Source organism: uncultured Methanospirillum sp., assembly GCF_963668415.2.
In the GTDB taxonomy this organism is placed as follows: Archaea; Halobacteriota; Methanomicrobia; order Methanomicrobiales; family Methanospirillaceae; genus Methanospirillum.
In genome coordinates this window covers 3,038,653-3,050,650 of sequence record NZ_CAXXDL010000001.1, presented here as the reverse complement: position 1 = coordinate 3,050,650, position 11,998 = coordinate 3,038,653, and the positions used below count along the sequence as shown (strand labels likewise).

General features: G+C 41.0%; 14 protein-coding genes. 7 read left to right on the top strand and 7 right to left on the bottom strand.

Translation table 11 applies throughout. The features are described 5' to 3' along the window. Positions 1-370: 370 nt before the first annotated feature. From ACHZA2_RS14425 to ACHZA2_RS14415, 3 genes are all read right to left on the bottom strand, one after another. Positions 371-706 carry a metalloregulator ArsR/SmtB family transcription factor gene (locus ACHZA2_RS14425; protein ID WP_319580291.1) on the bottom strand — a complete coding sequence of 112 codons (336 nt, stop codon included), beginning with the start codon at positions 704-706 and terminating at the stop codon, positions 371-373. Positions 707-849: 143 nt separating this feature from the next. Continuing rightward, a complete protein-coding gene (locus ACHZA2_RS14420) occupies positions 850-1,662 on the bottom strand; it encodes a methyltransferase domain-containing protein (RefSeq protein ID WP_319580290.1) in 813 nt (270 codons plus the stop codon). 71 nt (positions 1,663-1,733) lie between these two features. Continuing rightward, positions 1,734-2,081 carry a putative zinc-binding protein gene (locus ACHZA2_RS14415; RefSeq protein ID WP_319580289.1) on the bottom strand — a complete coding sequence of 116 codons (348 nt, stop codon included), beginning with the start codon at positions 2,079-2,081 and terminating at the stop codon, positions 1,734-1,736. 366 nt (positions 2,082-2,447) lie between these two features. Here ACHZA2_RS14415 and ACHZA2_RS14410 point away from each other — a divergent pair, with 366 nt between their 5' ends. The 7 genes from ACHZA2_RS14410 to ACHZA2_RS14380 all read left to right on the top strand — a co-directional run bounded on the left by ACHZA2_RS14410 (position 2,448) and on the right by ACHZA2_RS14380 (position 7,248). Continuing rightward, on the top strand, positions 2,448-2,672 hold the full coding sequence (locus ACHZA2_RS14410; protein WP_319580288.1) for a hypothetical protein: 225 nt from the start codon (positions 2,448-2,450) through the stop codon (positions 2,670-2,672). Between the two features lie 189 nt (positions 2,673-2,861). Further along, complete coding sequence (locus ACHZA2_RS14405; protein WP_319580287.1) at positions 2,862-3,689, top strand: permease; 828 nt, start codon at positions 2,862-2,864, stop codon at positions 3,687-3,689. Between the two features lie 64 nt (positions 3,690-3,753). Next, on the top strand, positions 3,754-3,990 hold the full coding sequence (locus ACHZA2_RS14400; RefSeq protein ID WP_319580286.1) for a thioredoxin family protein: 237 nt from the start codon (positions 3,754-3,756) through the stop codon (positions 3,988-3,990). Further along, entirely contained in the window at positions 3,987-4,436 is a 450-nt protein-coding gene (locus ACHZA2_RS14395) for a putative zinc-binding protein (RefSeq protein WP_319580285.1), read from the top strand. Before ACHZA2_RS14400 ends, ACHZA2_RS14395 begins: the two co-directional genes overlap by 4 nt. A 215-nt stretch (positions 4,437-4,651) precedes the next feature. Then, positions 4,652-5,344 (top strand): hypothetical protein, encoded by a 693-nt coding sequence (locus ACHZA2_RS14390; RefSeq protein ID WP_319580284.1) that lies wholly within the window; start codon positions 4,652-4,654, stop codon positions 5,342-5,344. A 617-nt stretch (positions 5,345-5,961) separates the two neighbouring features. Further along, positions 5,962-6,783: a helix-turn-helix domain-containing protein gene (locus tag ACHZA2_RS14385; protein ID WP_319580283.1), complete on the top strand. Its 822-nt coding sequence runs from the start codon at positions 5,962-5,964 to the stop codon at positions 6,781-6,783. Positions 6,784-6,891: 108 nt separating this feature from the next. Beyond that, complete coding sequence (locus tag ACHZA2_RS14380) at positions 6,892-7,248, top strand: hypothetical protein (protein ID WP_319580282.1); 357 nt, start codon at positions 6,892-6,894, stop codon at positions 7,246-7,248. Positions 7,249-7,885: 637 nt separating this feature from the next. On the opposite strand, the gene ACHZA2_RS14375 is transcribed toward ACHZA2_RS14380, so the two are convergent. The 4 genes from ACHZA2_RS14375 to ACHZA2_RS14360 form a co-directional block, all read right to left on the bottom strand. Continuing rightward, positions 7,886-8,743 carry a hypothetical protein gene (locus ACHZA2_RS14375; RefSeq protein ID WP_319580281.1) on the bottom strand — a complete coding sequence of 286 codons (858 nt, stop codon included), beginning with the start codon at positions 8,741-8,743 and terminating at the stop codon, positions 7,886-7,888. 92 nt (positions 8,744-8,835) lie between these two features. Next, on the bottom strand, positions 8,836-9,486 hold the full coding sequence (locus tag ACHZA2_RS14370) for a DUF4956 domain-containing protein (RefSeq protein WP_319580280.1): 651 nt from the start codon (positions 9,484-9,486) through the stop codon (positions 8,836-8,838). After that, complete coding sequence (locus ACHZA2_RS14365; RefSeq protein ID WP_319580969.1) at positions 9,480-10,196, bottom strand: polyphosphate polymerase domain-containing protein; 717 nt, start codon at positions 10,194-10,196, stop codon at positions 9,480-9,482. Before ACHZA2_RS14365 ends, ACHZA2_RS14370 begins: the two co-directional genes overlap by 7 nt. A gap of 67 nt (positions 10,197-10,263) precedes the next feature. Beyond that, on the bottom strand, positions 10,264-11,895 hold the full coding sequence (locus tag ACHZA2_RS14360) for a CotH kinase family protein (RefSeq protein WP_319580279.1): 1,632 nt from the start codon (positions 11,893-11,895) through the stop codon (positions 10,264-10,266). Between the last annotated feature and the right edge of the window lie 103 nt (positions 11,896-11,998).

Below are 11,998 nucleotides of genomic sequence, written 5' to 3'. Positions count from 1 at the left end.
TTTCACAATCAGATTGGATTATTCATCTCCTGCGATCGATATGACTCTAGTAATTATTGAAAGAGAGATGCAAATCTCATTTCCTTATTACCTGTATGTACGAAAAATGTGTTTACCGTAGGCTATTCAGGTATCAACGTGGAATTATAAACAGACAGGACAAGGAACTGGTGGGAACCGATGCTCTGTTCAAATCTGGTACACATCAGACATTGATATCCTGCAGGTTCAGGGATTCCATCGACATACACGCTGGAAACGATCGGTTCTCTCCTTAGGGATATAGAATTCTGATACTTAACTCATTATCCCTGAAGGTAAAGGAGAAGATCTCCAGTAAAAATGAACGAACATCTGATCGGATCTGTATTCATACCCAGATCTGAATACACCGTCTCCCGGTCGGGGTGATTGAGTAGATAAGAAACGGCCCGTTCTGTTCTTTTTCTATCAATCCCGCAGCATTCAGGGCTTTGAGATGATATGATAACTTCGAATCTGCAATATCGATCACCTCTTTGATGACACAGACACACAGCGGCTGGGTACTCAGCAGATAGAGAATTTTGAGTCTTGTCGAATCCGCTAGTGCTGTGAATACTTTTGATTTCCGGATGAGTTCATCGTCAGGTGGGAGGTATTGCTTGAGCCCCTCTACTCCCCCAATCTGAGATAACGACTCCTCAATAGGTTCAGGCAGTGCCATATTCACTCATCCCTTATCTTGATCTGATTCACATCCTATGAAATAGATGGATTATACTCCCGTCATATGATACATCCAATCCAACATTCTCTTTGATAATAACAGATGCAGGGTATGAGAGTGAATTCTCATACACACTGATATCACAGTTTTTTCCCGGTAACCAGGAAAAAGGTCAGGGAACTGAAGAACTGACCCTTGGAGTCAGCATTGGAGAGTTCATTCTCCCACCGCTCTATTTCAGACTGGCTCACGATTCCCTTTTTTGCAGCCAGAGAGAAGGTGGTGTCAAGATCAAATATCCTCCTTGCCAGAGCAAGATCTGTTAAGGTAAGGGTGTATGGGTGTACATCAATACTCTCCAGACCTGCATCTGTAAAGGCCGCATATAATACCCGTCCGACCTGGCCGGATGGAATATTGTCACACCAGAAGTTCATCACGTTTCTGCAGATCTCACGCTCTCCAGGCCAGAGCGTATAGGTTCCCCAGTCAGGCTCAAAGATAACAACAGTTCCTGAAGGTCTGGTTACCCGGACTATCTCCTTAAGAGCGACAAAGGGATCACATGTATGCTGGATAACCCGGTCTGATCGAACCGCATGAAACGTGGCATCTGGAAATGCGAGGTGAAGCCCGTCACAAAGAAGAAACCCTGGAGAACAGCCAAGAGCCTCTGCATTTTTCCGTGCTGCACTAAGCATGGTTGAACTGATATCGATGCCAACTGCGGTACCTGAAGTGCCAACACATTCAGCGAGTTTCTGGAGATCTATTCCGTTACCGCATCCGATCTCAAGTACCGAATCACCGGGAGAGAGGGCAAGGTTCTGGTAACTCTGGGCCTTACACTCCTGGAAAAATGGAATAGAATGAATAAGATCAAGATATTGAACAAATGAGCCTGCATCACTGGTCTTGTCAACCTGTGCAAACCCTGAAGCAAATGAATCCATGTATTTCACTACGTTTTGAGATTATACTTTGACTGTAACGCTATTTCTGTATGGTGGAGCTTTCATTCCGGTCATGTACGGGGAGATATCAGATCAGCAAACCGATCTATCTCATCAAACCTGACCTCTGCCCTGACATCACGGACAACTCCAAGATCAGTAGCAATCACTGTTTTTTCATAAGCGATACCTACTTTTTCGAGTTCTTTACACGAACATCGATCGCTGCATCCAACAATAGCCCAGACTCTCTCATCAGGTGATATCGGCCGGTTCATCTTTCCTTTTCCGACCTTTACCCAGCGATACATTCCCGGAGATCTCCGGATGAGTTGCATGGCAGCCTGCGTTGTTAATTGTCCGACATTACACACACCAGAACAGGTTGCAAGAATGATCGGGGCTGATTGTTCACTCATATTACATACCTCACTGTATCTCCGGTCATGAGTCCCGGTCCTTTAGCCATGAGCAGTCAGCCACATGGCAGATCCGACATCCACACATGGCACCGTTCCTTCGCATACAGAACCTCATCATACAAAAGCAGATCGTCATCATAAGTATGAACATAACCAGAATAATCAGGATTCCATACACCACATGATACCCGAATAATACTACCATGTCATATCATGTATTCTGATGAGAAAATAACCTGGATGTCCGAATTCAGATTTGTATGAAAACGATCTATCTTTCAACATTTTTAAAATCAATATTTTTTTATAGTCACACGTCGATTCAATAAATGTTGAAATGCTTATGGCGATGGATGTGTGACAATGAATCGCAATATTCCATTGTGCCAGGCAGACGCAGTCAGGAAGGTCCGGATGATTGAGGTCAACGGCGTGGCGACCGGGATCAACATGCTGGATGAGATCATCGCAGAAGTCAAAGCGATGAATATCTCAAAGGACACGGATCTTCGTGATGTACTACTCAAAAGAGTCAGGTCCGCAATTACATCCCGAATGGCGCTGAAGACACTTATACCAGGGCATTAGTTACACATTATCGTCAATCAAAAGAGAGCTGAAGGAGGGAGAATATGGTATTTGAGATTGTGCAAACTGCTGCAGACTGGATTGTATATACACTCCTTGGACTGAGTCCACAGAGTCAGGCAGGAAGTGCACTGAACTTCTTCATCTACGACACGGTGAAGATCTTCATTCTGCTTCTCGTGATCGTGTATGTGGTCACGTTTATCAGGTCGTTCTTCTCTCCTGAGAAGACCCAGGCGGCTTGCAGAGCGGAAGGGTTCTACCTTCATAGGCCATATCCTGGCCGCTCTGCTTGGAATCATCACCCCGTTCTGCTCGTGTTCTGCTGTGCCACTCTTTATTGGATTTGTAGAGGCAGGTATCCCACTCGGTGTCACGTTCACGTATCTGATTGCCGCCCCAATGGTGAATGAGGTCGCCCTGGTGATGCTGTATGGGTTGTTTGGATGGCAGATTGCTGCCATATACATCATTTCCGGTGAGGTGATCGCAATCGTTGCAGGTCTTGTTATCGGAAGACTGAAACTCGAACGGTTTGTTGAGGAGTATGTCTACCAGATCAAGGTAAAAGGGAGCAGGGTCGCATCATACAGCCCCACGTACCCGGAGCGGGCCAGAGAGACATGGTCTGATACCGTTGCGATCATCAAAAAGATCTGGCTTTTTGTGGTGATCGGTATTGGTATCGGAGCCCTGATGCATGGATGGATCCCTGCCGGTGCTCTTGCCGAGTATGCAGGAAAAGATAACCCGTTTGCAGTTATTGTTGCGGTTATCATAGGGATTCCGCTGTATAGTAACGCTGCAGGTGTCATACCGCTGGTATCAGAACTTACCCGTGCCGGGGTTGTAATGGGGACCGCCCTTGCATTCATGATGGCAGTAACCGCCCTCTCAATTCCGGAGATGATTCTCCTCAGAAAGGTGCTCAAACCCCAGCTTCTGGCGGTTTTTATCGGAGTCGGCGGAACTGGAATTGTCTGTACCGGGTATCTGTTTAACTGGCTGATGGGATGAGAATCAAGCAGGATTTCGTTGAAAGATGAAAAATATGGTGTTTTCAGTATTATGCAGGTGAAGTATGAAGATTGAAATTTTGGGATCAGGTTGTGCAAAGTGCTCACGTCTCTATGACAACACGGTTGAGGCTGTAAAGAAGGCAGGAGTTCAGGCTGATGTTGTGAAGGTGGATGATCTGAGTGAGATTGTTGGGAGAGGAGTATTAATGACGCCTTCTTTGTTTATCGATGAAGAAGAACGCGTATCAGGGAGGGTTCCGACTGTGAATGAGATCGTAGGGATCCTCGGGGGTGCATGATGGCTGAGCAGCCGTTGTGCAGTTGTGCCGGAGGAGATGCCAGCCGTATCATCTTTCCATGTGGGGGTCAGGCCAATACTGGTCAGATATCAAATCGGGTTGCAATTCAGCTTGAAGAAGAAGGATATGGAAAGTTTTCGTGCACAACACTTCTCATCTCCTCAGAGGATCTGGTGAAGAAGGCTGCATCAATGGACGCGGTTATTGCCATCGACGGATGTGACAAGGCCTGCGCAAGGAAGATAGCGGAAATGGTGGGTGTGCCGGTCTATCAGCATATTATGATCCCTGACCTCGGGGTAGAGAAGAAGACGGGAGATCGGTCTTTTACACAGGAAGAGGTTGAGTCGATCGCATCAGCGGCCTGGAAAGGAGAAAGGATCCTCTCTGCCTCTCAAAAAGGAAGTACCTGCTCATTTCAGGGCTGCAGGTGTACCAGAGAGTGATCATACCTATTTTTGAAAAGTTCTTGATGCTGCAATAGCAGGATCTATTTGGTCTAAATTAAAGGGTTTGCCACAAAAGGGAGCAAACCCGATTGTAACCTCTTTTTGTATCATCCCACACCGAAGAAGAAGTCAGTTAAAGAATCAGGGAGAATTCATACCGCTTCGTGTAATCAGACTTTAGTTTCATCAATGAATGATGTGAGGCAAACCAGATGAAAAAATCATTACGTTCAATCATCAGTGATTCACTACAAACAAAACAACAGAGAATCGGGCGGTATTATATGCTTACTGCAGGGCTGATTCTAATCGCAGTTCTCTGTGTATCTCCCACAATGGCTGATCCCAACCAGACCATTACTCTGAATCCAATCGGTGACCATACAAGTGGTGAGAAGATCAATATCACTGGAACAACACCTATTGAAAAGTGTAAACAGATCGGAGTAGAGATCATACCCAAAAGTCTCTGGGATTCAGTGTGTACATTTGCAAAAGAAGGTACCGGAAGAGTGGTGTTCAATCCGGTTGCAATCACTGCAGAGAACATTCATCCGACCGGTATCAACCTTGTAAGATTCAATGCTGATGGGACCCAGTCACAACAGAATTTCGATATTCCAAAGAATCACGTACTTGTCACCGGGCCGGTTGTGAAGAACGGCCAGAAGGATAAGACCTGGAATGTGGTTGTTGAGAAGGGTGATGACGGTAAACCACTCAGTCCGGGTACATATCATGTAAACATCTGGGATGCAACAAACCAGAAAGAGAACAGCGATAACCCGTTACCAAACGGATGGGACATCGCTAATCAGAAGATCTATCCAAGCACCCCCCGGGTCAACATCTGGGATCCGGCAAACCAGAAAGATGTTCAGTATGCTGACCTCATTATCAAGTGATAGGCACAGGTACCTATTCAGATAGAAATATCTGGTAAAAATCTCGAATAATCTCTTTTTTTCAGGTCAAACGAGATCAGGCATCGATTTCGGAGAAGGGTTTTAGGGGGTTATACACCCGTCTCCCCTGAAAAGAACGAGTTTTTTATTTGAATTATAATCCACCAGTACCCTTTGAAAATTCCACATTAAAATTTCATATAAGTGAGGTTTTCACCATCTTCTTGATTCTCTTTTATAATGAGGTAAAATTATGCACAGAAAAAACTCACAGACAACAAAATGACTCATAGAGATAATAGATTAGCAGAAACCTGGATTTTAGAACTTTCTTCTTGAAACTAAAATTGGTACCGTTGCCTACCGGTATCTTTTTGATCACATATAAAAAGGGAAGGTTTTTTAGATACGCTCGTATGTGTATTGTTAATCATATTATTAGGATCAAACATATAGCTGAAAAAAGAGATACCATCTATAAATATGAATGGGATAGTGTGTAACTCCCCTTTGTGTAAAGCAAGTCTACATGCAGTAGATATTAGATTTTTGATATCGGGGCTTTCGCATCATCCTTTTATAGTCTACCTTGAAATACGACTGTATTTGGTGAATCTATGGAAATAGTAACACAGCGATTAATAACCGCTTTAAACAATATGGGGTTACCCAATCTTGATGCTAAGGTATATGCAGCACTTGTTTATTTGAACTCGGTTGGAGCAAAGGAATTAATTGACTTTGTAGAGATTTCTAAACCAAGTGTATACGATTCTCTTCAAAAACTTGAAGAGCGAGGCCTTGTAGTAAAAAATTCATACAAACCATCTATTTATACTGCAGTATCTCCGAATCTGGCAATAGAAATAATAAATCGGGAATATGATCAGGCCAAAGAGGTTGCTCTTGAAGAATTACAACATCTCATTCAATCCCAGAAGATTAAAGAGGAGAATGATGCTATCTGGACAGTTTTTGGTGAGAGAAACATCAGACCTAAGATTCGTGAGATGATACACTCTGCTGAAGATTATATCATATGCTTAATGGGTGAGAGATATATTCCTCTGTTTGAAGATCTTGAGATTTTTGCTCCACTTACTCTTTATATTGTCTCAAATGATCCGGATATATCTTCCAGAGTCGAAGAAAAATTAGGTAAATCCAATACATCAGTGACCTCTATTCCAATATCAGAAATTGTCAAGGGTATGCCTCATTCAACAAAAAAAGAACAGAGCCCTGAACTTATGGATATCAGTAATTTATTTGAGATAATAATTGATGACAAAGAGACTCTTTCAATTCCTCCAATACGAACAAATAAACTCACCGGGTTGCATTCGAGTATTGATCTCATGCTCTATGTTGCCATCGACAGAATGGAGATGATCTCCGGATTGGCGATACATACTCCAGGGAAAAAGAAGAGAAAATAGTCCCAACGTATCATTAGTATATCCTACCAGATATTTGAGAATAATTTATTACTTTTGCTCCAAATTACGTTGTTAATTATTTAACAACATAAAGAGGGTCAAGAAAGTATGAAAAATACTCTGGTATTGCTAATCTGTTTTATGTTTTGTCTTTGTGTAGTTGGAGAAATAGCATCCGCGAATCTACTCCAACCCATTGATCCATCAAATTCATTTAATAATGTGTATCAGCAAAATCCATCAATGAATCCAGGTTTTCAAAGCCCGAAACCAAATGAAGGAAGAATGAACCCAAATGATGGTTTACCAATTCAACCTCCAAATCAACAGTATCCAAAAAATGAACCATTAAATCAGAAAAAGCCTCTATATGGCCCTCCGAATCAGCAATATCAGCCGTCTATCCCCTCAAATCAGCAACATCCTCCAGATGACGGTATGAATCAACATAACCCTCCATATTAACATTTGAGGATAGCGATTAACCCTCCCATTTTGGAATTGAGTATATATGTAGTTTATTAACTCGAGATCTTCAGGAGGGGGTTATGCACAATCCTCATTTATGAAGAATGTTTCAATAATTTCAGAATTTATTTAGAATTGTGCCCGTTTCTCCTCTTGATCACTTCGATCCTTAAAGGTCTGATACGAACAATCAAACAGAATTTCCTCATATATGTAACGAGATCTAGCTGTGGGCTGATGGTCTCTTGATATTCTGATCTGGTTCGAACCCAAGTTTGCCACATACAAAATAGTGTTCTTATTGATTTTGGATCGACCAAAAAATATAGCATATATCAACGAAATTCATCAAATAAAGCGCTCTTGAATTTGACAGTTGCACCGTATTCCTAGATGACAAAGATAAATACGGTTCATTTACTCCTATTTTGATACCATCAACACCTTGTTTTGTATAAAATTGGATGATTACATACAATTTTAAGGAGAGATACTTCAACTGTCAAATACCGTTACCCGATGAAATTCTGGATAATATTGATAAAAACACAGGTGATCTCATCGAATATCTGATGTTAAGTGGCAAGCTTGGGTTCGAAGTAAAAATCTAGAACAGAGTGATTGTAACTTTTACCTAAAGTTTCAATCCAGATTTATATTTGAATGTTTTTTGGACAGAAGAAATATTTCCTATTGCGTCAGTTGAATCGCTCCATTGATTAGTTGCAGCTGGTTTTTTCCAGTCATTAACGTAAGCATCTTTTCTGGGTTCTGATGATTTTTTATCACGAGCCTCCATAATATCTCCTGCAAATCTTGTTTTCACAATTCCATCAGTAAACTCTTCATTCGAATTAGAATCAGGAGTTACTGCAATCTGATAACCCATACCTGCAGAAGTACTGATACTCATACCAACTGCCCTTATTTGACCTTTTGTTGATATCTGTCCACTATTAAGATTTAATATTGAGCTCTGGGCTTCAACAACATTTTGAAACATTGGGTTATGAATCAAATTGGTATCACTAAAAACACATGCTACACCTTCTGAAGAATTACTGGTATAATTCCCTTTTACATCAAGAATCAGTGATTCCTCCCCTACAAGATGTGATCCGCTCGATCCTGCATAAGTCATGACTTTTTCTGATTCCAGGTTATACTTTTTATCCATCAGATTTGAGGAATCAAATCCGGTATTCTTAACTGCACTGATATCTCCCCCGTTGGAAAGGACAGAATCAGAATATATTACTGTAGAAATAATCTCTCCTTTTCCAATAGAAGTATCAGTTGTGCTTCCATTCCTCACAGTTTGCCAATCCATCTTCGTACCAACATCAACAGCTGCGATAGCCTCAATCTGTGTGTCAATTGTTATCTGCTGTGTCTCTGGGACTGCTGCAGGTAACCTGTCGGCAGCAGACCCTCCAAATAACCCAAATAGCAAAATCAGGAATGTTGAAGCAAGAAATTTGTGGTTCTTCATTATATTCACCTTCTTCACCTATGTCAGATTAGGCGACCGAACCGGTCCCCTATGATATAATAAAAAATAGCAAATTCTCCTCTGGATGGTTATCAGTTGGAGATAATTGCTGGATTTATAATCTCATCAGATATTGATGAAAGAGAAGATTCTCTGGAGACAGATAGAGAATCTTCATCATACGTTATCATCAAATCCGCTGAATCCCTCAAATAATCCATTTCTACAACATCAACTGAAGTAACCATAAGGCCTGTTCTTGCTTTGAGATCAGCGATCAACTCTTCCCGCCGGTCAGCACGGACAAGGTCTATCTTTTCATATCTAACCAATTTACGTTGATCGTATCTAAATCCCCATTTCTTTTCGAGAATCAAGAGGACAACAATAACCATGAGATCTGATAGGATCAAGTTACCATACTGTCCACTACCGTACAGAATCGAATTGATGATTGGAAGGGCAATTATGACAAAGAGGTATGTCATCTCCCGAATAGGAACTGTGTCAGTACGATATCTGAGAACTGAAAACAAAGCAAATAACCCAAAACCAGCTCCTATTGAAAGTTCGACTGAGGTAAATAGGCCCATAATTAAATAGACTACCACCGAAAACGCCATGAATGTAAATACATAATCCTGAGCACGGCGACGTGGGTAGTAAATTCCACGGACTACAATCATGGAAAAGATGAGATTTATCACCATCCCAATAATAAATGAAAAATATTCCATTACCATCGTACTGGCCCTCCTTGCATCATTTTATTCAAAAGTCGAAGAGTAGTTGAAAAATTGTTGTGTTTTATGAAATTTCCATAAATAAGCGATATTCCAATACAGTACTTTGAAAATCCTTTTGGGTGAACTCTCATATTCGTGAGATAATCATGTGCAGGGGAAATTGAGTGACTACTGCTCCTTTTCAGTTCAGCAATTACTACCTTGGGAAGATCAATCTCTGAAGAACCTGAGTTATATGAAAGATCGACATCGAGGGTGATCCTCTCAGGCGTATCAATAGATACGAGAGTGACTCTGCGATACTGATTAATAAGTACCGGTCTGAATTGAGAACAATCAAAGGGAAGGCAAGAACAAAGAAAGTCTTTGAAATCTGATCCCATCTGAGTAATCATGTTCTCAATTGGAATACGATGTTTTATCGTTCTCCCAGTATTCATTTTTTCTTTTACTTCTAGGAATTTCAAATCCGAGTTGACATATGAGCGTGTTCTGAGTTTATATCTGGGTTTTTTTCCATTGTGATGAGTAAGGTACAGGCTGAAAGATGGGGAGTCAAAGTATGTTGTTGAATATGTCTGTATCCGATTTCCGTCAACTTCAAAGACACGGTATGAATCAGGGAGATGGGAGATAAGATCCCGAGCCTGATCCAGTGTTAACAAATACTTTGACTCCTTGCGATCCTGGAGATTTGCGTGTTCCATCTCTCCAACTCCAATACCTGTGAACCGAGAGAGCAGATCATCAAATGAAGTACTCATACATGCAAATTCATGATTCTGAATAATTATTACCCCCGTGTTCTTGATCTGAAACATATGCAACAGCTGCATCATATTGCGAAAAAACATGCGATATGAGCTTATTTAGAGAATCCTCAAAATCCTGGTCACTTTTAAGATGGGTATACTTGGCTCGCTCTCCATCTGGTCCTACAACATACGGGCTAATGAGTTCATGATTCTTTGAGAATGTCTCTTTCAGGGTGTTAGGATCAAATGCTCCATTGCTTACAGTTTTTACAGCCTCAACATATTTTTCATGATAAACGGGATCATCTAACAAATATCGTATCAGAGGCCAGTCCGCTGAAATTTCATTGGATGATAGATTAAATGTCGTATTTTTAAATCCCATTCCCATTTTTTTACTAATATTTGCCCCATCAAAACCTGGATTTTTATTTTCTTGTATTAGTGAGAGGTTATCTCCAGATGGAAAAGACATGTTTTCAGACCCTTCCATTCCATTAGAAGCATTCTGAAATGCAAGATTATAGTCCCAAGGGATCCAGGTAAATGTTCCAGTTTCTGGATCATTATACAGATAGTAGTTGTGGGACATGGACCCATAGGTATCCCAGTTCTTAATGAGTTGATTAGTTGCAAGCCAGGTTAAAAATTCATCAACATTGAAAATTGACTCCAATTGAGAACGCCAGGTTTCAGGATCAGTAATTCTAATATTTGAATTTAATGTGGTGTACAATTGGGTAAGGTCAGAATAATCGTTATCTTTTTTATTATTCTCCTTTTCATATCCTTCTTTGTACTGTGATCCTTTTTTCAGAGAACCAATATCACCCATACTGTCTGCTTTGTAAAGGTTGCCAGATGCATTGGTGAACTGATTTTTTATCATGGTATCTGCAACATCTTCCACCATTGTGTAAAGGCCAAAGTACTCAGGTCCATTACCGGTATCAATGTAAACCTGATAAAATGCGGATTTCGGAGATGGAATGCCTGCATTTGAGAGTATCTCATATGCCATTTTGTCTTTGAGTAAGGAATTATCACTAAATCCACTCTGTAGATTTAATTTTTTAAATCCAAATAACGTAGAATTATCAGAATCATCCTTCGATGTCTTATATTCACCCATGTTTAGTTTCAATGAAATCTTGTAGGTACCAGACCTCCAGGATCCAGAGAGTGAACTAGCCCCTTTAAACCTGATGCCGACATTATCAATGGTTTTTCCATTAAGCGAAATAGTTGCCGGAACTGATATTGGATTAGTCTCCATCTTTTTCATCATAGATTGATTAACTTCTCCTGGTCCTTTACCACCCATCTCCATTGGGCTTATCTCTCCGTTCATAGGAAAAGAATTTTCACCAAATTCTCCGACTTGTTCGGTCATATTGTCAAGCATCTTCTGCCAATTTTCAGGAGATATCTTGATATCAATGCGCTGAACTCTATCTTGGAGGAATACAGCATCGTAGTCTGGTGATTCTGATCCCGAGGATGATACAATAGAAGATTGGGAGAGAGATGTAGATTCCGCCACCGGAGCGACCATTATGTCTGCAGTGGTATGGGTCGTAATATCTGCTGCCTGCACTGCTCCAATCCATATAGATAGGAGAACAAGTATGAGCAACATTTTTTGTTTCATATGGGTCACTGGCTGTAACCCGTTCAAATTAGGATACATATTAGGCGCAAACCTCGTTTTTCTTGATAAATTTTGATCAGTTCAAACATTCCGGTCAATAATT

What these genes read in the sequence shown, in the direction of transcription:
- ACHZA2_RS14425 (WP_319580291.1), bottom strand. Translation starts at nt 706, where the DNA reads ATGGCACTGCCTGAACCTATTGAGGAGTCGTTATCTCAGATTGGGGGA.
- ACHZA2_RS14420 (WP_319580290.1), bottom strand. Translation starts at nt 1,662, where the DNA reads ATGGATTCATTTGCTTCAGGGTTTGCACAGGTTGACAAGACCAGTGAT.
- ACHZA2_RS14415 (WP_319580289.1), bottom strand. Translation starts at nt 2,081, where the DNA reads ATGAGTGAACAATCAGCCCCGATCATTCTTGCAACCTGTTCTGGTGTG.
- ACHZA2_RS14410 (WP_319580288.1), top strand. Translation starts at nt 2,448, where the DNA reads ATGAATCGCAATATTCCATTGTGCCAGGCAGACGCAGTCAGGAAGGTC.
- ACHZA2_RS14405 (WP_319580287.1), top strand. Translation starts at nt 2,862, where the DNA reads ATGTGGTCACGTTTATCAGGTCGTTCTTCTCTCCTGAGAAGACCCAGG.
- ACHZA2_RS14400 (WP_319580286.1), top strand. Translation starts at nt 3,754, where the DNA reads ATGAAGATTGAAATTTTGGGATCAGGTTGTGCAAAGTGCTCACGTCTC.
- ACHZA2_RS14395 (WP_319580285.1), top strand. Translation starts at nt 3,987, where the DNA reads ATGATGGCTGAGCAGCCGTTGTGCAGTTGTGCCGGAGGAGATGCCAGC.
- ACHZA2_RS14390 (WP_319580284.1), top strand. Translation starts at nt 4,652, where the DNA reads ATGAAAAAATCATTACGTTCAATCATCAGTGATTCACTACAAACAAAA.
- ACHZA2_RS14385 (WP_319580283.1), top strand. Translation starts at nt 5,962, where the DNA reads ATGGAAATAGTAACACAGCGATTAATAACCGCTTTAAACAATATGGGG.
- ACHZA2_RS14380 (WP_319580282.1), top strand. Translation starts at nt 6,892, where the DNA reads ATGAAAAATACTCTGGTATTGCTAATCTGTTTTATGTTTTGTCTTTGT.
- ACHZA2_RS14375 (WP_319580281.1), bottom strand. Translation starts at nt 8,743, where the DNA reads ATGAAGAACCACAAATTTCTTGCTTCAACATTCCTGATTTTGCTATTT.
- ACHZA2_RS14370 (WP_319580280.1), bottom strand. Translation starts at nt 9,486, where the DNA reads ATGGTAATGGAATATTTTTCATTTATTATTGGGATGGTGATAAATCTC.
- ACHZA2_RS14365 (WP_319580969.1), bottom strand. Translation starts at nt 10,196, where the DNA reads ATGGAACACGCAAATCTCCAGGATCGCAAGGAGTCAAAGTATTTGTTA.
- ACHZA2_RS14360 (WP_319580279.1), bottom strand. Translation starts at nt 11,895, where the DNA reads ATGAAACAAAAAATGTTGCTCATACTTGTTCTCCTATCTATATGGATT.